General features: G+C 42.4%; 18 protein-coding genes and 2 pseudogenes. 5 read left to right on the forward strand and 15 right to left on the reverse strand.

Features of this window, described 5'->3' with window-relative positions; all coding sequences use genetic code 11:
• Nucleotides 1-129 precede the first annotated feature (129 nt).
• A complete protein-coding gene (locus tag CE058_RS18310; RefSeq protein ID WP_163144625.1) occupies nucleotides 130-852 on the reverse strand; it encodes a CsxC family protein in 723 nt (240 codons plus the stop codon).
• A gap of 344 nt (nucleotides 853-1,196) precedes the next feature.
• Between CE058_RS18310 and CE058_RS18315 the strand changes: the two genes are divergently transcribed.
• Both CE058_RS18315 and CE058_RS18320 read left to right on the forward strand, forming a co-directional pair.
• On the forward strand, nucleotides 1,197-1,979 hold the full coding sequence (locus CE058_RS18315) for a type II toxin-antitoxin system SpoIISA family toxin (protein ID WP_163144627.1): 783 nt from the start codon (nucleotides 1,197-1,199) through the stop codon (nucleotides 1,977-1,979).
• Nucleotides 1,942-2,121: a type II toxin-antitoxin system SpoIISB family antitoxin gene (locus CE058_RS18320; RefSeq protein WP_163144629.1), complete on the forward strand. Its 180-nt coding sequence runs from the start codon at nucleotides 1,942-1,944 to the stop codon at nucleotides 2,119-2,121. Before CE058_RS18315 ends, CE058_RS18320 begins: the two co-directional genes overlap by 38 nt.
• Nucleotides 2,122-2,382: 261 nt before the next feature.
• Here CE058_RS18320 and CE058_RS18325 read toward each other — a convergent pair whose 3' ends face one another.
• The 10 genes and pseudogenes from CE058_RS18325 to CE058_RS18370 form a co-directional block, all read right to left on the reverse strand.
• Complete coding sequence (locus CE058_RS18325) at nucleotides 2,383-3,753, reverse strand: aldehyde dehydrogenase (protein WP_163144631.1); 1,371 nt, start codon at nucleotides 3,751-3,753, stop codon at nucleotides 2,383-2,385.
• A gap of 116 nt (nucleotides 3,754-3,869) precedes the next feature.
• Nucleotides 3,870-4,154 (reverse strand): annotated as a pseudogene (locus tag CE058_RS18330) (AbgT family transporter); the annotation flags it as partial.
• The gene (locus tag CE058_RS18335; protein ID WP_163144534.1) at nucleotides 4,155-4,328 is read right to left on the reverse strand and encodes a hypothetical protein; all 174 of its coding nucleotides are present in this window, start codon (nucleotides 4,326-4,328) and stop codon (nucleotides 4,155-4,157) included.
• A 97-nt stretch (nucleotides 4,329-4,425) separates the two neighbouring features.
• On the reverse strand, nucleotides 4,426-5,022 hold the full coding sequence (locus CE058_RS18340; RefSeq protein ID WP_163144633.1) for a flavin reductase family protein: 597 nt from the start codon (nucleotides 5,020-5,022) through the stop codon (nucleotides 4,426-4,428).
• Nucleotides 5,023-5,042: 20 nt separating this feature from the next.
• Nucleotides 5,043-6,290: an MFS transporter gene (locus CE058_RS18345; protein ID WP_163144635.1), complete on the reverse strand. Its 1,248-nt coding sequence runs from the start codon at nucleotides 6,288-6,290 to the stop codon at nucleotides 5,043-5,045.
• A gap of 24 nt (nucleotides 6,291-6,314) precedes the next feature.
• Nucleotides 6,315-7,823, reverse strand: a complete 1,509-nt coding sequence (locus CE058_RS18350; RefSeq protein WP_163144637.1) for a sodium:solute symporter family protein — start codon at nucleotides 7,821-7,823, stop codon at nucleotides 6,315-6,317.
• A complete protein-coding gene (locus CE058_RS18355) occupies nucleotides 7,820-8,080 on the reverse strand; it encodes a hypothetical protein (RefSeq protein WP_163144639.1) in 261 nt (86 codons plus the stop codon). Before CE058_RS18355 ends, CE058_RS18350 begins: the two co-directional genes overlap by 4 nt.
• Nucleotides 8,081-8,095: 15 nt before the next feature.
• Nucleotides 8,096-8,710 (reverse strand): 3-isopropylmalate dehydratase small subunit, encoded by a 615-nt coding sequence (leuD, locus tag CE058_RS18360; protein WP_163144641.1) that lies wholly within the window; start codon nucleotides 8,708-8,710, stop codon nucleotides 8,096-8,098.
• The gene (gene leuC, locus CE058_RS18365) at nucleotides 8,707-10,134 is read right to left on the reverse strand and encodes a 3-isopropylmalate dehydratase large subunit (protein WP_163144643.1); all 1,428 of its coding nucleotides are present in this window, start codon (nucleotides 10,132-10,134) and stop codon (nucleotides 8,707-8,709) included. The genes leuD and leuC overlap by 4 nt, the downstream gene beginning before the upstream one ends.
• A 12-nt stretch (nucleotides 10,135-10,146) precedes the next feature.
• The gene (locus tag CE058_RS18370; RefSeq protein ID WP_163144645.1) at nucleotides 10,147-11,349 is read right to left on the reverse strand and encodes a CaiB/BaiF CoA transferase family protein; all 1,203 of its coding nucleotides are present in this window, start codon (nucleotides 11,347-11,349) and stop codon (nucleotides 10,147-10,149) included.
• A 218-nt stretch (nucleotides 11,350-11,567) separates the two neighbouring features.
• On the opposite strand from CE058_RS18370, the gene CE058_RS18375 reads away from it, so the two are divergent.
• Both CE058_RS18375 and CE058_RS18380 read left to right on the forward strand, forming a co-directional pair.
• Nucleotides 11,568-12,239 (forward strand): GntR family transcriptional regulator, encoded by a 672-nt coding sequence (locus tag CE058_RS18375; RefSeq protein ID WP_048011784.1) that lies wholly within the window; start codon nucleotides 11,568-11,570, stop codon nucleotides 12,237-12,239.
• Nucleotides 12,236-13,120: a hydroxymethylglutaryl-CoA lyase gene (locus CE058_RS18380; protein ID WP_163144648.1), complete on the forward strand. Its 885-nt coding sequence runs from the start codon at nucleotides 12,236-12,238 to the stop codon at nucleotides 13,118-13,120. Before CE058_RS18375 ends, CE058_RS18380 begins: the two co-directional genes overlap by 4 nt.
• 182 nt (nucleotides 13,121-13,302) lie before the next feature.
• On the opposite strand, the gene CE058_RS18385 is transcribed toward CE058_RS18380, so the two are convergent.
• From CE058_RS18385 to CE058_RS18395, 4 genes and pseudogenes are all read right to left on the reverse strand, one after another.
• Nucleotides 13,303-14,259 carry a nuclease-related domain-containing protein gene (locus CE058_RS18385; RefSeq protein WP_163144650.1) on the reverse strand — a complete coding sequence of 319 codons (957 nt, stop codon included), beginning with the start codon at nucleotides 14,257-14,259 and terminating at the stop codon, nucleotides 13,303-13,305.
• Between the two features lie 55 nt (nucleotides 14,260-14,314).
• Nucleotides 14,315-15,160: a methyl-accepting chemotaxis protein gene (locus CE058_RS18390; RefSeq protein WP_483297538.1), complete on the reverse strand. Its 846-nt coding sequence runs from the start codon at nucleotides 15,158-15,160 to the stop codon at nucleotides 14,315-14,317.
• Nucleotides 15,161-15,268: 108 nt separating this feature from the next.
• Nucleotides 15,269-15,568: pseudogene (locus tag CE058_RS25360) on the reverse strand (methyl-accepting chemotaxis protein); the annotation flags it as partial.
• A gap of 209 nt (nucleotides 15,569-15,777) precedes the next feature.
• Entirely contained in the window at nucleotides 15,778-16,938 is a 1,161-nt protein-coding gene (locus CE058_RS18395; RefSeq protein WP_163144654.1) for an MFS transporter, read from the reverse strand.
• A gap of 247 nt (nucleotides 16,939-17,185) precedes the next feature.
• Between CE058_RS18395 and CE058_RS24850 the strand changes: the two genes are divergently transcribed.
• Nucleotides 17,186-17,350 (forward strand): hypothetical protein, encoded by a 165-nt coding sequence (locus CE058_RS24850; protein WP_197087787.1) that lies wholly within the window; start codon nucleotides 17,186-17,188, stop codon nucleotides 17,348-17,350.
• Nucleotides 17,351-17,534 lie beyond the last annotated feature (184 nt).

Here is a 17,534-nt window from a genome sequence, read left to right on the forward strand (position 1 = left end):
AATGTGTCCCTCCGTTTTTTTCCTTTGGAAAACACTTTCAAATTAAAAAGTATTAATGATCAGCACTGCTGATTTCAGTGCAAATCAAAAAAGGCACCGGAACGGCACCTTTTTTTGCAGCATGCATTATTACTCTTCTTCTGGAAGCAAACCGCCAGCTTGAGCAAATTGAGTCTGTGTCAATCTGATAACAAGGTTAATGTCATCTTTCTCAGTTAACTTGTTGAATCTGCCCCATTTATCAAAGTTCTTTAAGAAGTTAGCTTCTGTTAAATTCCAGCTGACTAATTTACAGTGAATAGGCTCATTTAGGAATTCAAAGGTATTGGAGCCAAAGGTACATCGGTCAGCACCCATTCCGTCTTTAGCCAATTCTCTGATCTCCCGGTTATCGCTATTCTTGGAGCTTAAAGCAGGTACTGGGATGGGGGCTGGCAAAGTAACACGTGTATAGCACTTGAATGGAACGTTTACCATATAGTCTTTAACATAACCATCGCAATCCTCAACATATTGAATATTCTTATGAATATATCCTTCTACAAACACTTTTACAACATTTGTAGTAGTGCCTGTTGCTGGGCGGAAAGGAACCGCTTCACATTGAGTAAGAAAGATATTTTTTCTGATCACTTTAATATCTGAAGCATAATCTGGAAGATAAATTTCGGATTCAGTAAGAGCTTGGATAGGTACTTGTCCGATTACAGTTTCAACTTCAGTACCCCTAACAACAGGACCTGATACTTCACAAAAATGGTCATGTGATTTTGCTGTATCGCAAGCTGGCATAGCTGGACATTTTCCGGAAGAATGCCCTTTTCCACAGCCGCAACCATTGTTTTTTCTCATATTTTGCACTCCTTATAAATATTATTTAGCCAGAGTAAAACAAGCTTTTTATTATTACCATTAGCTCGCTTTCTTTGACTTACTATTTATATATGTTGGAAGTGATGACTTTGAATGGACAAGTATAGTAGGACAATTACTCAATTTTTCATTCTTTGCAAAAAAAAGCATCTTCGGTGAAGGATGTTTCACTTATTGACTCAATGAAAACAAATATAGGTATATTCTCATTTTTTTCTTTATCCTTCAATAAACTTCAATTTATGGGCATATTTTTTGTTATAATTAATATATGAATTATGCAAATATTCAAAGTAAATTTTCTGGTGGACGAGGCGATTTTTTTGCTGATATTCTTTAAGGTTGCAGTTTGGATTATTGTCGCTTGTCTCGGTTTTTATGTTATTTCTGTCTGGTTATGGGAAAAGAAAGTAAAAGAAAGAATGTCCGTGATAAGGAAAACCTGGTATATCCTTTATGTGCTTGGTGCAGTTGTTTACTGGACGAACAAACCAGGTTCCATTTTTTCCGATTGGCAGAACTACCTGATTGTCGCGGTAATATTTGCTCTGGTCGATGCATTTGTTTTCCTGGGATCTTATCTGAAAAGAGTTGGAAATAACGAATTAGAAACAGACACTAGAGAATTGCTTGAAGAAAATAGTGATCTATTGAACTCGCATATGAATAAGCTGAAATCGTTTCAGTATTTATTGAAAAATGAGCCCATTGACATCTATTATGGAAACAAGGAAGCGTATCTTGCCGGCATCGAAAAACTTCTGGCAGACTTTGCGGAAAAAGTGGATATGAAGATAGCTTTATGCAAATACACAACAGAAGAAGAAAAGGACTATCTCCTTGAGCACTACACCGATAAAGCTTTGATTCATAGCCGTCTGGACCGCAGGGAAGTTTATTATGATGCGGAAGAAAAGCTGGCGCTGATTCCTTTTTCCATTCTCGATGATGACTATGTAATCAAACTTACCTCCGATCAATTTGTTACAGAATTCGACTATTTGCTTTTCACTTCACTCATATCAATATACGATCTAATGCTCCCTGCCGAACAGGAGGATGAAGACCATGAAGGAACCAGCGGAGAAGAAAACGGAGAAACCTGAGCTGAATGCTAAAAACACCATCAAAACTCTTAAAAAAAAATCCCGGGTCAGCCTTCCGGGTTTTGAAGTAAGTCCCCACACCGAAAGGATATTAAAAAAGAACAAAAGATTAATAAGCGTTTATACCAAAACCAAGGCTTGAGCATACTATATGGCGTGGGGAATTTCTCCCGCGCCCTATTCATGTTCAATTGAAGGGGACATATAATAAAGATAAAAAGGGCTGAATTCAATGAAAAAACTGACCAAGAAAGTGAAAAATATTAACTTCCCCACATTCTCGGTTTCACCATATACTAAAAACCTGTCAAAAAAAACAGAGGCGGCCATACAGGATTTAAACAAAGGGCTAAAACCTCCGAAAAATAATGCATAATCAAATACCCACCTTCTATAAAGACGGTTATTTGATAAACAGCTTCACTTTTTTTAATGCATTTTTTGTAGTCGGATATCGGAATGGCAAATCGAATTTGGTGGTTTGCTTCAGTATGCTTTTTTCATGTGAAAACACATCAAAGCTGCCCTTTCCGTGATAAGCGCCAATCCCGCTCTCCCCTACCCCTCCGAAAGGAAGATATGGTGAGCTCAAATGATAAACAGTATCATTAATGCATCCCCCTCCAAAGGAAATGCTGCTTAGAATCTGGCTTTGGACACCCTCACTTTCTGTAAAGATATATAGGGCCAAAGGTTTCGGTCGTGCTGTAACTTCTCCAATCATTTTGGACAAGTCGGCATATTCAAGCACGGGGAGAATCGGCCCGAATATTTCATCCTGCATAACCTCATCATTCCAGGTAATATTGCCGAGAACAGTCGGTTCAATGCTTAGAGCGCTTAAGTCATGCCTGCCTCCGTGAATAGTAGTGCCATTGGTTAAAAATTTAGCGAGCCGGCTGAAGTGTTTTTCACTGACGATTCGCGTAAATTGGCCGGATGCAATCGGATTTTCTCCATAAAGCTCCTGTATGGCCTGCATTAGTTCTTTAAGAAATTCTTCTTTTACTTTGCTGTGAACATAAAGATAATCAGGAGCTACACATGTCTGGCCGGCATTAATGTACTTTCCCCAGGCTATTCTCTTCGCAGCAAGCTTCAGATTAGCATCTTCATGCACAATGCAAGGACTTTTCCCGCCCAGTTCCAGCGTAAGAGGTGTAAGATTTTTCGAAGCGGCTTCCATAATGATTTTTCCAACAGGGACACTGCCTGTGAAGAAAATATAGTCCAGCTTTTCATTTAAAAGAGCTGTACTTGTTTCTGCATCGCCTTCAACTACTGATATATACTCTTCAGGAAAATGGCTGCTGATCAACTTTGACAGCAATGCCGAAGTTTGCGGTGTTAATTCCGATGGCTTCAGGATTGCGCAGTTTCCTGCAGCAATCGCTCCAATCAGCGGTGCAATCGCAAGCTGGAAAGGATAATTCCATGGCGCTATGATAAGCGCAACTCCGTATGCCTCCGGATAGATATAGCTTTTTGAACCGATCTGTGCAAGTGACGACTTCACCTTTCTTGGCTTCGCCCATTTTTTCAGGTGCTTCATCGTAAAGCGGATCTCTTCGAGCAGGATTCCGATTTCCGTCAGGTATGCGTCGAATTCACTTTTATTGAGATCAGCCTTTAACGCATCCATTAATTCCTGCTCATGCTGCTTTATGACTGTACGCAGCTTGCTGAGGGCTTCCAGTCTGAATGAGACATCCTTTGTTTTACCAGTCGTGAAGAAGTTTCTTTGTTTTTGAATGAGATCGCCGTAATTTTCCATGGAATACCTCCAAATGGGGTTATGTTTATGGATATAGTATCATTTTGGCGAGTGTAAATACACGAATAGGTATGTTATACAACATAAAAACACCCGGGTTTCCCCGGGTGGCAGCTTTACAAATGAATTGGTCCCTCTGGCCCCACTGGTATACCCAGCAGATACCAGACAATAATCAGCAGGATCCAGAATATGCCGAAAAATACGGTGTAAGGGAAAAGGGCTGATATCAACGTTCCCAATCCCATGTTTTTGTCATACTTTTTCGCAAAAGATAGTAACAAAACAAGATACGGAAGCATTGGCGTAATCGGATTCGTAATGGAATCTCCGACACGGTACAGTGCCTGTGTGAAAGCCGGATGGTAATCAAGGAACATGAACATCGGGACGAAAATCGGTCAGGAAAAAAGCCAGGCATCCACCTGATCTTTATGTTCCATTACAATCTCTTTTGTTTCCACTGCCTTTTTATAAGTAAAAGGATGAAACCTTAATTCCTTTTCAAACTCTCGGGCCACATCCAGGATTCTTTCCACAGACTGTCCCGGGCCAACTACGCCGATGTGATACATCTGTTCACCTCTTAAAGCTTTCTATGATGATAGAATAGCATAAAAATGGAGCGGTTCAATCAAAAAAGTGCCGAACGCTGGTTTCGGCACTGGATGATTATCTTGGCAGTTTGAAGAATTCCCTGCTTTCACTGTAGTTGCCTGCCAATCGGCCAAGCGGCTGCAGCTTCTCTAAATCCACCTTATAGTTCCCAAGGTAGTATTCGTCATCTATATGATAATGAACCATTCGGCCAATAACCAGGTGGTCACTTCCAAGCTGTATAATTTGTTCCAGTTCACACTCCATATGGATAGGTGCTTCCTTGACTCTTTTAGGAACTACGATATGACTTTCTGCCGGCGTAAGTTCTGCTATAGCAAATTCATTTGCATTACTCGGGAGATTCTCTGCACTTTTTTGCATAGAATTTCCTAATGGTGCGGGAACCACATTAATGACAAATTCCTTTGTCGCCCGGATGTTGACCAATGTATCTTTTTCTGTTCCTTCCCTGTCGCCCACGCCGGGACCAATAGAAATACAGAGCATGGGAGGATTTCTTGAAGCAACACTGAAAAAACTGAAAGGTGCGAGATTCTGGCTTCCATCCTCAGATACGGTGGAAACCCAGGCAATCGGCCTTGGGACGACAGATCCGGTTAATAATTTATACACTTCTTTTTCTCCAAGTTCCGAGGGATTAAATTCCATACGGATCACTCCTTCCACTTTTAAATAACAAAGTTATTCCTTTTATTCATAATCGTTAATGCTGTCAGTAAAGTAAAAACTATAAACATCATACCTGTGATTAAAAACCACCCGGAAGAAAATTGCCCCGTCTGATCCACGATTAAACCAAACAATGGCGGAATGATAATGGCCCCGGCTGATCCCAGAGTGATACTGATCCCGCTTGAGATGCCAGCTTGTTCTTTTGGAACCAGCTCACTTGCAAGGTTCATCCAAATCCCATTAAAACCTGAAGCTGCAAATCCAAACAGAGCTGTAATGGGAACCATTACCCAAAAAGGGGCTGAAGTTATGACAGCAGCTGACGTACTGGCCAATGCGGTAATGATGGTAATAATCATAAGGATCACCACACGTTTTCCTTCAAACAGCCTATCGCTTATGATTCCCCAGGCAACCCTGCCAATGGTTCCGGACACTTCAGATATAACCAAGAGAATACCTGATAAAAAGATTGATATCTTCAGCTGTTCATAGGCAAATAAAACTATATACGTATTTAAGCACATTTGTGTTCCATTCAAACCGAGAGCACTAAAGCTTATCAGCATCAAAGCTTTATTTTTAAACATTTTAAACATCGATCTATAAAATTGGAGCAAACTCATGCTGCTGCCCTTCGCTTGTTCCAATTCAGGCGGATCCCGGTAAAAATGATAGGAGACGAATCCGCCCGCCAATAAAAGAAGGCAGGCCGTAAGAAGTACAAATCTCCAGCCAAAAGCTACACTAAGCGGAAGCAGTATCAAACTGGCCAGAGCCGATCCTGCCGTGATGCCGGTTTGCTTTATTCCCATTGCTGTTCCCCGCTGTTTAAGCGGGAACCAATAAATAATGCCTCTATTTGTGATCGGGTGCATGGAACCATACCCAATTCCGCCGATAACTATCAATAACAGGACAAGCCAGAAATCATGAAGCAATGTCATGAACAGAAAGCCCAACCCCATTAAAGCAGACGCCAGAACCAATAATTTACGGGATCCTGCAAGGTCAGTGAGAAAGCCGGCAGGAACAGAAATGATCGCCTGGCCCAAAAAGAGGGCCGCCGGGAGCATGCCAATTTGCGACTTGGTCAAGGAAAGATCTTCCCCGATTAAAACGCCCAGCGGACCAATGCTTCTGCCGACAAATGCTACCATCAGCTGTGCCAGCAGAAGGAATAATAGCATTTTCCATGGATTTTCATTGATGGCAAATTGCTTTTCTGCCAGTGAATTACTCATAATTAATCATCTCTTTTTTGGCTATTATGCCTTTAAATTAATTGCAGTCAAATCTTCCTCCAGTACTTTGCTCTTTGAAACAGCTGGAGCTAAAAGGGAGCCTGCAATACAGATAAAGAAGTTCAGTCCTAACCCAATGACGCCGCCGTGAATTCCATATATGGTTTTGTAGCCTGTAAGAGTAAGCACTCCTGCTAATATGGCGCCTGCAAGCATTCCCCAGAAGACAGCCTTTCCTGATAAGCGCTTCCAATATAAGCCCAGTACAAAGGCCGGGAATACCTGAACAAGCAATTCGAACTTTAAGACGAAAATTTCATATAGCGTTCCCGGAGGATTCCAGGCAATCCACAGAAGAAAGATGATGGCAATGATTCCGCATACTTTCCCGACCATGACCTTCTTATGTTCAGATGCCTTAGGATTGATGAATTTTCCATAAACGTCATTTGAAAGCATGGATGAAAAGCTGAGAAGAACAGAGTCGGCTGTAGAAATAATGGCAGCAACAATCCCGCCAAAGAATATGATCATAATCCAGTAATAAAATGGATTAATGGCAGCTATTTCATTGGCCATCAAACCTACGAGCTGTTCAGAACCTGTCTTATCAAGGCCGGGAAAAAGCATGATTCCAATGATGCCCACCATAAATACAAGTCCTGTTGTAATAGGCGGCATCCATGCCATGCGGGCAAATGATTTTTTCAGTGTTTTCTCGCTTTGCGCAGAATATATTCTCTGAACAGCATGCGGATAAATACTTGCTCCAAGTCCAACCAGCAGGAGCATACTTAACCAATTAATATTCACTTCCATTGGAGGAACTGCCGTTTTTGCAGGCTCAATCTCTGCTACATACCTTGTGACATCAGAGAAATTTCCTCCGACGAGGTACAAGCCTCCAATGAGAAAGACGATGATGCCGATCATAAGAACAATGCCCTGCATAACATCTGTGAATGCAACCGCCTTCATTCCGCCCATCCATTCATAGGCAAGCATGACAGCAACGAAGACAATAACAGCAATCTGGTATGGAATGGTTCCGCCCGTCATTCCGGATACAGCCTGTCCGATTGCTACCAGCTGTTCTAATAGATAGTTTCCAAGCCCCCAAAGCATGAGAAAGATACTAAGCAATGTGACTGCCTTTGATTTAAAGCGGTGATCGATCCAGTCAGTAGGTGTTACAAAATTTCTTTTCTTTGCAATGACATAAAGCCTTGGTGCAAACAGCAAATAGATTCCGATAATAATTGTCATAAATGAGATGGACTGTATCCATGAGAAACCTGTCCGATAGGCTGTCGGTGCATAGCCGACAATAGTATTTCCGCTATATTGCGTCGCATATAGGGTGAAAAAGAGTGCAATGAAACCGAGATTCCTTCCGGCAAGGTAATACCCTGAAAGACTGTGATGAAGGTTCTTCTCGCCTCTGCCGGACAGGTAACCAATTAGCAGCATGATTATCGCAAAGGCAGATAAAATAATGATCCCATCTGTGCCTGCAAATGCTAAATCATTCATGATTTATCCCCCTTTGCTCTTTCGGCTTCTTCCTGTTCCTCCACGATATTCCACTCATTCACACATAGCCAGCTTAAATACCCGCACATGATAATGGAAAAAGCTGTAGAGATAAATGCCCATAACGGAAACCCGAGAATATAAGGCTCTGCTGCAGCATCCGGAAAGTACCAGGGTACTACGCCAAGTGTTATGATGGCGAGGACTACCCAAATCCATTTTTTGCGAATAGGTTCTTTTATCGTTCTATCTTTCATTCGACTGCCTCCCTATTAATAATTTTTGGCACCCAGCTTGTAGTAAATCTTATGTGCTGATTCAAAGGAGTCTATATTTTGAGATGATTGAAGGGTCGCTCCAATTTCATCCAATCCCTGTAACAGCTGATCTTTTCGATAGGAGCCTATCTCGAATTCTGACATGTATCCAAAAGAATCTTCTATTCTCTGATTCTCTAAATCGACCCTAATCTGATAGCCGGGTATTTCTCTGGTTTTCCGAAAAAGAATTTCTATATCCTGATCGGGCAAAACGACTGGCAGGATCCCATTTTTGAAACAATTATTATAGAAAATATCTGCGAATGATGGAGCCAGGATTACTTTTATTCCATATTCTGCAATCGCCCATGGTGCATGCTCCCTGGATGAGCCACATCCAAAATTTTCGCGGGTCAGCAGTATAGGCGCATTTCGGTAAGGTTCGCGATTTAGAATGAAATCCGGTTTTTCCCTGTCATTTTCATATCGCCACTCATAGAAAAGAAATTTGCCAAACCCTGTTCTTTCAATACTTTTAAGAAATTGCTTCGGGATAATGGCATCTGTGTCCACATTTGCCGCATCAAGCGGAGCAACGATGCCTGTAAATCTCGTAAAAGATTTCATTGTAAACTGACCTCCTTTCTTTCCTTAACTGGCCACTCCCTCACATCTGTAAACCGCCCGGCAATAGCTGCAGCCGCTGCCATTTCCGGGCTGACCAAATGGGTCCTGGCATTCCTTCCCTGCCTGCCTTCAAAGTTCCGGTTTGAGGTGGATGCACAGCGCTCTTCCGGAAGAACCAAATCCTCATTCATTCCCAGGCACATGCTGCAGCCCGCTTCTCTCCATTGGAAACCGGCCTCTATAAAAATCTGGTCAAGCCCTTCAGCCTCTGCCTGCTTTTTTACTAGCTGTGAACCGGGAACAACTAAGGCTTCCACATGTTCCGCAACTTTATAACCGTTTGCGATTTTAGCAGCCTTGCGGAGATCTTCAATTCGGCTGTTTGTACAGGAGCCGATAAAGACTTTGTCGATCCCTATTTCGGTGATCGGTGTTCCCGGTTCCAGACCCATATACTGCAGTGCCTTTTTTGCAGGCCGCACGTGATCTTCAGACATATCTTCAAGTTTCGGGATAGTTTCTGTAATGCCGGCAACCTGGCCTGGATTCGTTCCCCAGGTAACCTGCGGGATTACTTCAGCAGCGTTAAAATCAGCGGTCAAATCAAATTTTGCATCCTCATCTGTATAATATTGCTTCCACTCTTCAAGGGCTTCTTCCCATAGATTTCCTTCAGGAACCGCCTGTTTTCCTTTCAAGAACGCAATGGTTTTGCTGTCAGGCTCAATTAGTCCAGCCCTCGCTCCCATTTCGATGCTCATATTACAGACGGTCATGCGCTCTTCCATCGTTAATTTCCGGATGGCTTCGCCGCGATATTCAACCACATATCCTGTTGCAAAATCATGTCCATATTTTCCAATGATTGAAAGAATCAGATCCTTGGCAGTAGTCCCCTGCGGCAATTGTCCATGTATATTTATTGCCAAAGTTTTTGATTTAAATTGCTTTAAAGTCTGGGTGGCAAGAACATGTTCAACTTCACTTGTACCGATGCCAAAGGCAAGTGCTCCGAACGCACCATGTGTAGATGTATGACTATCGCCGCATACAATCGTCATCCCTGGCTGGGTTAATCCCAGTTCAGGAGCAATGACGTGTACGATTCCCTGATTACTGCTGTTCAAGTCAAAAAGCTGTATGCCGAAATCCCTGCAGTTTTTTTCTAATGCATCGACTTGCTTCTTTGCGATTTCATCCCTGAATGGCAATGTGCGATCTGTTGTTGGGATGCTGTGGTCCATTGTCGCAACCGTCAGCTCAGGCTTTCTTACTCTGCGATTATTGATTCTTAAGCCTTCAAAAGCCTGCGGGGATGTGACTTCATGAATTAAATGAAGATCAATGTACAAAAGGGAAGGCTGATTCTGCTGCTCAAGCACTGCATGTTTAGCCCAAATTTTTTCATATAGAGTCCGCCCCATGTTGAAGCCCTCCTAAATGATATTTTTTTTCTTCAATTCTTCTAATCTGCTTTCAGAATACCCAAGGAGTTCTGAGTAAATATCGTTATTATGCTTGCCCATCGCTTCAGGGCCAGCATGCTTCACTTCCCCTGGTGTCCTGCTTAATTTTGGAACAATGCCAGGCATTGGAAATTCCCCCAGCTGCGGATGATCAACTTTGATGATCATGTCCCGTTCTTTATAATGGGGATCCTCCAGAATATCTTTAGCTGAATAGATGAGCCCTGAAGGCACTCCTTTATCTTCAAGGATTTTTAGCGCTTCTTTAGCCGGGAGAGTCTTAGTCCATTCTTCGATCATGGAGTCAAGAAGCTTCATGTTCTCTCCTCTTGCATGATGTGTTGAAAATCTTGGGTCCTTCGCCAATTCCGGCTGCTCCATTGCCTCACATAATCTGCTGAACACTCCATCCGCATTGGCGCCGATCACGATATATGTTTTATCTTTTGTAAAATAAATATTGGATGGCGCAACACCTGGCAGAATATTGCCCATTCTTTCCCTTATGTATCCTGCTAGAAGATAATCCGGAATAATGCTTTCCATCACAGAGAATACAGATTCATATAGGGCTGTATCGACTACCTGCCCCTTTCCTGAACGCTCCCTCTCATGTAAAGCAACCAGGCAGCCGATTGTGGCAAAAAGTGCTGCCAATGTATCACCAATGGATACACCTATTCGCGATGGCGGCCTGTCAGGGAAACCGGTTACATTTCTTAACCCCCCCATTGCTTCGCCGACACTGCCGAAGCCGGCACGATGCTTATACGGCCCAGTCTGTCCATATCCGGAAGTCCGGACCATTATTAATCTGGGGTTAATCTCCGACAATGTTTCGTAGGAAAGATTCCATTTTTCCATTGTGCCCGGGCGGAAATTCTCAATGACAACATCGGCTTCTTTAACAAGTTCTCTTAAAACCTGCTGCCCGTCTTCTTCCCGCAGGTTTAATGTGATTGATTTTTTATTTCGCGATTGAATCGGCCACCATAGCCCAACTCCATCCTTTGACTTTCCCCAGTTTCTCATGGGATCTGATTTTCCTGGAGGTTCAACCTTGATGATTTCAGCACCAAAGTCCCCAAGAAGACGTCCTGAAAATGGTCCAGCTAATAGTGTGCCAAGCTCAAGAACTCTTATATCTTGCAGTGGAAGCTGTTTTTCTGACATGTAATTCCCTCCTGTTATTTCTTGAATGCGCTTTTATATTTAAATTTTCTCAATCTTGTATACAAATTTAATTGTTTGTATACAATAAGTCAATAACAATTTTAAAATTTTCTGAAATCTCTTTAAAAACATTGATTAGATTAAGTTTCAATATAAATTTTCAGAATATTTGTTGTAATAATTTTTCCGTTTGTATACAATTAAGTTGAGGTGTTGTTATGGATGCATACGAATATATAAAAGATGCCATTATTGAAGGGAAATTTGTCCCTGGTATGCGGCTCGCTGAAGAGTCATTGGCTAAAAAGATGAATATTAGCCGCACTCCTATTAGAGAAGCAATCAGGCAGCTTGAAGCAGAAGGACTAGTTATTCCTTTAAAGCGCGGGGTCAGCGTAAGACATTTTACAAAAGATGATATTCGGCAAATTTATGACCTGCGCACTCTGCTCGAAGGATACGCTGCCAGTCAGGCGGCGATACATCGGTCAGAAAGTGACCTTCTTAAAATGGAAAGTGCCAATATTTTATATGAAGAAGCAATTAGCCGGCATGTGGAATCCAATATGGAAAGCCTGAAAGATATTGTTCAGGTAAACCAGAAATTTCATGAAGCGATTGTCGCAGCTTCCAAAAATGAGCATATTCATTTCCACATTTCCAAAGTTGTCGTCGTTCCAATTGTGTTCCGATCCTTCTATTGGTATAACAGCTTTCAGCTAAAGCAATCACTTGAGGTACATAAAACCATCCTGGAAGCGATCAAAAATCGGGAGCCCGAACGTGCCCGCATTGCGATGCACGAACATATTTACCAGGGCCGTGATCATGTTTTGAAGCATCTGGAGCAAATCAAAAACATTCATCTGCTGAAGGAGGAAGGAAAATGATTGAAATTTGTGAAGTTGGCCCCCGGGATGGGTTACAGAACGAGTGCAAAATGGTCTCAACGGAATCCAAAGTTGAACTGATTACAAGATTACTTGATTCCGGCATCCGCAATATAGAAGCCGTCTCTTTTGTCAATCCGAAGGTTGTTCCTCAGATGGCCGATGCAGAAGAAGTTCTGAAATCACTGCCTAAAAGAAATGGGGTCCGCTATGGCGGCCTGGTTTTAAGCCGGTCAGGGCTTGAACGTGCACTTAAGACCGATGTGGATTTTCTTCATGTTGTAACCACGACAAGTGATTCGTTCAATTTACGGAATGCGAAAAGGACTGTTGAGCAGGCTGTTGAAGAACTTAGTCTGGTAATTAAAGACGGTGCCTCTTCAGGCAAAGGTGTATCTGGAGTATTGGGCACCTCATTTGGATGTCCGTTTGAAGGAGTAGTTCCATTAGAAAACGTGCTGAAAGCGGCAGAAAGATTTTTAGAAGCCGGCTGTACTGAAATCACTCTGGCTGATACAACAGGTATGGCCAATCCTGTTCAGGTCCAAAAAGTGGCAGAAACATTCTTTGATACTTTTGGAATGGATCTTTCGCTTGGACTTCACTTCCATAATACGCGCGGTTTGGGACTGGCTAATGTATTGGCGGGATATCATGCGGGTGTCCGCCGCTTTGATTCATCCATCGCCGGATTAGGTGGATGCCCATTCGCACCAAAAGCAGTCGGGAATGTTTGTACAGAAGATATGATCAATATGTTCCACAGTATGGGTGCGGATACTGGGACAGATCTTCCTGCTGTACTGGAAACAGCCAAGTGGATGGAAACAGTGATGGAACGGCCGCTGGATGGGATGTTAATGAAAGCAGGAATAGCTTAATTTGAGGGAAAGCCATCTGTGGGATGGCTTTTTATTGTGGAGGAAATGGCGGATGGAGGTACTATTTGCAGATTTTAATGATTTGTTTGCAGAATTTTAGGTTTGTTTGCTAGTTTGGTTTTTTTCTTTGCATATTTTTAGATTTGTTTGCAAGATTACTGTTTTATTTGCAAAGTTCACAATTAAGAAGGTTTTATATAAAATCTATTCTTCTTTTCACCACCTAGATGAAGATTCATCTGGCCAAGTAATCTTGAGGCAGAAAAAACAGATGTTAAATGGGTAAATTTGCGAAATTCAGCATTTGTTATTGACGGTTTAATGAGATAAAAATAATCCTCTACTGCTTGATGGTGTGCCGTATCCGAAGTAGTTTTACATACAGTACATCTCCATTTTCCCCAATGGTAAATCATTGGCAGCGAGCCGCATTTAGGACAATGAACACCGGTAAGAATGGCATCTGGATTTACTTTTATAAATTTCATTACATCAATTTCATGCTCGGCATGTTTTTTCAAAAGTGTCCGGTTCATTTTTTTTAATTGTTTTTCGTTTAATCTCTCAATAGAATGTAATTTTTTAATGGAGTTTAGGTTAGTTAACAAACGATGGGCATGCATAACTTTTTTTGAGGTTTGGTTCGATGGGGATTTGATAATGGTGGAAGGGCTGCTGATCACAACGGCAAATTCAATGGGGAAATCTGGGAAGCCATGTGCTGCCATCCACTTTTTTAATTGCCGGCTCTGGTGTTCAGCCTGGGAAATGGGGTCGTGGAAAGCCTCCTCTTTTTCGTTATGGATCCGGATGACCTGGTGGAATTCGGGTTCAAAGATGATGGTTCCGTTCCAGTTTTTCACTTCTAAAATTATGCCGGATCCTTTCGTTAGAAGCAGGGTATCAATCTGGAAAAATTGACTTCCATTTGAAAGCCGAAGGCCGTGATAGATCCAATACTCTTTCTCGTCCAAAAAATTTAAATAATAATCCAGCTTTTGTTCCCCTGAATATCCAGCTCTGCGTTTGTTCAATTGAGATATGGCCCTCTCCCTCCCCGGTTCCATTTCAGGCATTCTCCTTACTAATGCTTCAAGTTTTACGATGAAGCCGGATACTGTCCTTTCCTTTTTTATCAAACTGCATCACTCCTCTCCTTTTGTAAAAAAGAGTCTAGGTTCCTAGACCTAAACTCTATAACTTAAACCTGCTGATCAACTCTTTCAAATCTTCCGCCATGCCCGTAAGGTGGTCGGCGGAAAGGGATATTTCCTCCATGGATGCAGCTTGTTCTTCAGTTGATGCCAGTACACTTTGTGTAGCCATGGCGGATTCATTTGCCACATGGGTTATCTCATCCATGGACTGGACCATTTGCCGGGAACCGGCAGACATTTGCTGAATGGCTGAAGCGACTTCCTGCATTTGATTGGTCACCATGCTGACAGACTGGCGGATTTGTTTGAAGGAATCCCCTGCACCCTTCATGACTTCCATGCCTTCTGTTACTTCATGATTGACCGTATCCATGGTTTGGACAACCTGATGGGTTTCTTCCTGGATTTTTGAGATCAGCTGGCTGATTTGCAGAGTGGATTCCGCCGATTTTTCAGCGAGATTTCGGACCTCGTTCGCTACAACGGCAAAGCCCTTGCCCTGTTCTCCTGCCCGGGCCGCTTCAATGGCAGCATTCAATGCCAGAAGATTCGTTTGAGCAGCAATGCCGGTAATCACTTCGATAATCTTTCCGATCTCCTGTGAACGCTGGCCAAGACCTTTTACCACCTTGGATAAGTCCTGAACATTCACATGAATGGAATTCATCTGGCAGCCTGCTGTTGAAATGGATGCATCGCCATGATTTGCTTTTTCCAGTGAATCATTGATTTGCTCTGTAACCTGTTCTGAATTTGCCGCCACCTGTGTCAGTGTTTTAGACATTTGCATAATCACGTTGGAAGCCGTTCCAACACCGTGGACCTGATTATCGGCGCCTGCAGCAATCTCTTCAATAACCTCAGCAATGTGGCTTGTTGCCATATTTGTCTGCTGTGCGCCGGATGATAGCTGCTGGGCATAATGTGTGACTTCGTCCGAAGCCAGAACCACTTTATTGAGCACATCCTGCCAGGCGGAGGCTGTATGATTCAATGCTGCAGCAATGGACCCAAGCTGGCCAACAGATTTCTCGTCCAGTCTTGTGGACATGTTTCCTTCTGCAAGTTCTTCAATGTAGGCATTAATTTTGCTGATAGGTGCAATAAACTTTCGGTAGTTTATAAATGCGGATAATATTCCCGCCAGTGTTCCAAGGATGACAATAAACCCGGTGGTCAACCAAAAAGCACTGCCTTCAAGTCCGTTACCAACACATACTGCAATGCTGATGATCAATACAGTAGGAATAATGACGAATAAAGTACGGAGAATATAGTTAAGCTGGCTCATGTAACAGACTCCTTTATTATTATTTCACTAAAATAAATTCCAAATTCCCCCTATAATCTCATGTTATACCAATAGACTATTTGATTATAGTAGATAAAAGGAAGATATATCAATATATTTTATAGAATTATTTTTAAATAATTGAAATAGTTTGTCACTTTTTGTTATAAAAAATGCCGGCCTCCAAAGAAGCCGGCATTTCCACCAGATTATTCTGCGGCAGCAGTCCTTGTCCCTTTTTTCGCCATGGAAAGAGCTGCTGTGCCAAGAGCAATAATGATAAAAATACTTCCTGCAGCTGCGTTGTATTCAACAGAGGTTGTCTCAATCATGATTCCGCCGATCATGCTGCCGAATGCCATTCCCATGTGAACTGCAGAATTGTTCAATGTCTGCTGAATATCCGAAGTTTCCGGTGTTACTTCAATTAAGTAGCTGTGTATGGCAGGTGTGACTGCCCAGCTGAGCATACTCCAAATGACTACTGTGAAAAGGAATACCGGCAGGGAAAAAGCTGCAAAAGGCAAGGCAAAAAGTGTAATTCCGAACATGGCAACGAGCGTTAAAATAACCGATTTTGCACCGAAACGGTCTGCCAGGTGGCCGCCAAGGCCGCCACCGATTACCGCCGCAATCCCGAAAATCAGGTAGACAATACTGACCCAGTTTCCATCAAGACCCATATTCATTTTCAGGAAAGGTGTCAGGTATCCGTAAAAAGCTAAGTGGCCTGTCATTAGTAAAAAGGATGTTATCTGTATGAGCGCTATTTTCCTCCTTTTTAGCGTTTTAAGCTGTACGCCAATCGGCACAGCAGGCTTTGGAGCAACCTTTCCAAGAAAGAAGTACACCCCGGCCATTGATAAGAGTGTAAGTGCTGATATCAGTACAAATGGGGCCCGCCAGCCAAAAGCATTTCCAAGCATTAATCCAATGGGAACACCAAGTACAAGGGATGCACTGATTCCCATAAACACGATTCCAATCGCACGTGCACGAAATTCTTCTGAAACGATATATGATGCCATTGTCATGCACAAGGCAATGAGCAGTGAGCCGCTTGCTGCCGCCAGAATTCGGCCGACTAATAAAACACCGTAAAACGGACTGAATACAGCCACAATGTTCCCGGCCAAAAATACAGCCAATGATATCATCATTAAACGGCTCCGTTCCATTTTAACTGTCATTGTGAGCAGGACAGGCGCTGCGATGGCAAAGGCAAGCGAAAATACCGTAATTAACAAACCCGCCTGCCCCAAGCTGACACCCAGATCTGTAGCGACAAGATCCAGCAGCCCGCCTATAATTAATTCCACCATTCCAACGACAAATGATATGATTGCCAATAAGTAGATGCGTTTATCCAAGCTGAACTTCCTCTCTATTATCCTAGCGATTATCTTCATTTCAATAAAATAACATCTTAACATATCTGACCGTGCAAGCTCAAAGGATAGAATAATCTAAAAATAAAAGGTGCATTATTGTAAATAAAAATCATTTTTTGGGAAAAAATAAAAATACTTCCATAAGACAACTTCCATAATTTACATGTTTGAATATAACAGTAAAATAGGAATGTAATTAACAAATACTGTAAAGGAGTTGATTCATTTGTTGGACAATCAAGCAAAGAAAGGTCATACATTATCCCCTCTGACCCCACCTGGAATAGAAGAAATACAGCCGGCCGGTACAACTCCTATTGACACAAATGCCATCAAAAGCATGGAACCTGAATTCGATCTGACTGGAACCGTTTTAAACGACTATAATTAAGCGACAATCCCTGCGGGTCTCCTGCAGGGATTTTTTTATCGCAGTCTAACGGGCAGTAAGACCCCCACTTCAAGACTCAGAGGAATCAAAGGAGGATAAGTGGGGGTCAAACTGCCCGTAAAGGCCCGATTGGTGAGATACAGTGAAACTTGCCGACGCGCAGGCAGAGGCTTAGTTGAACGAA

The sequence above is a fragment of the Bacillus sp. 22-7 genome (assembly GCF_010628845.1).
Taxonomy (GTDB): domain Bacteria; phylum Bacillota; class Bacilli; order Bacillales; family Cytobacillaceae; genus Cytobacillus; species Cytobacillus firmus_B.

Bases quoted from the DNA above. Each gene is read 5' to 3' on its own strand.
- CE058_RS18310 (WP_163144625.1), bottom strand. From the start codon at position 852: ATGAGAAAAAACAATGGTTGCGGCTGTGGAAAAGGGCATTCTTCCGGA.
- CE058_RS18320 (WP_163144629.1), top strand. From the start codon at position 1,942: ATGAAGGAACCAGCGGAGAAGAAAACGGAGAAACCTGAGCTGAATGCT.
- CE058_RS18325 (WP_163144631.1), bottom strand. From the start codon at position 3,753: ATGGAAAATTACGGCGATCTCATTCAAAAACAAAGAAACTTCTTCACG.
- CE058_RS18335 (WP_163144534.1), bottom strand. From the start codon at position 4,328: ATGTATCACATCGGCGTAGTTGGCCCGGGACAGTCTGTGGAAAGAATC.
- CE058_RS18340 (WP_163144633.1), bottom strand. From the start codon at position 5,022: ATGGAATTTAATCCCTCGGAACTTGGAGAAAAAGAAGTGTATAAATTA.
- CE058_RS18345 (WP_163144635.1), bottom strand. From the start codon at position 6,290: ATGAGTAATTCACTGGCAGAAAAGCAATTTGCCATCAATGAAAATCCA.
- CE058_RS18350 (WP_163144637.1), bottom strand. From the start codon at position 7,823: ATGAATGATTTAGCATTTGCAGGCACAGATGGGATCATTATTTTATCT.
- CE058_RS18355 (WP_163144639.1), bottom strand. From the start codon at position 8,080: ATGAAAGATAGAACGATAAAAGAACCTATTCGCAAAAAATGGATTTGG.
- leuD (WP_163144641.1), bottom strand. From the start codon at position 8,710: ATGAAATCTTTTACGAGATTTACAGGCATCGTTGCTCCGCTTGATGCG.
- leuC (WP_163144643.1), bottom strand. From the start codon at position 10,134: ATGGGGCGGACTCTATATGAAAAAATTTGGGCTAAACATGCAGTGCTT.
- CE058_RS18370 (WP_163144645.1), bottom strand. From the start codon at position 11,349: ATGTCAGAAAAACAGCTTCCACTGCAAGATATAAGAGTTCTTGAGCTT.
- CE058_RS18375 (WP_048011784.1), top strand. From the start codon at position 11,568: ATGGATGCATACGAATATATAAAAGATGCCATTATTGAAGGGAAATTT.
- CE058_RS18380 (WP_163144648.1), top strand. From the start codon at position 12,236: ATGATTGAAATTTGTGAAGTTGGCCCCCGGGATGGGTTACAGAACGAG.
- CE058_RS18390 (WP_483297538.1), bottom strand. From the start codon at position 15,160: ATGGCAACAAGCCACATTGCTGAGGTTATTGAAGAGATTGCTGCAGGC.